1 protein-coding gene is annotated in these 221 nt (G+C 70.6%); it reads left to right on the top strand.

All coding sequences use genetic code 11. The annotated features are described in order from the left end of the window. Window positions 1-221, top strand: a 221-nt coding sequence (locus tag ACFWEE_RS19050; RefSeq protein WP_386890483.1) for a tetratricopeptide repeat protein, incomplete at both ends; no start/stop codon positions are given.

Below are 221 nucleotides of genomic sequence, written 5' to 3' on the forward strand. Positions count from 1 at the left end.
GGGGCGCACCACCGAAGCCACCACCCTGTTCAAAGGTGTCCTGGCCGACCGGGAACGACTCCTCGGCCGCAACCACCCCGCCACCCTCACCGCCCGCGACAACCTCGCCAACTCCTACGCGGCCATGGGGCGCACCACCGAAGCCACCACCCTGTTCAAAGGTGTCCTGGCCGACCGGGAACGACTCCTCGGCCGCAACCACCCCGCCACCCTCACCGCCG

The sequence above is a fragment of the Streptomyces sp. NPDC060184 genome, from assembly GCF_042728795.1.
GTDB lineage: Bacteria > Actinomycetota > Actinomycetes > Streptomycetales > Streptomycetaceae > Streptomyces.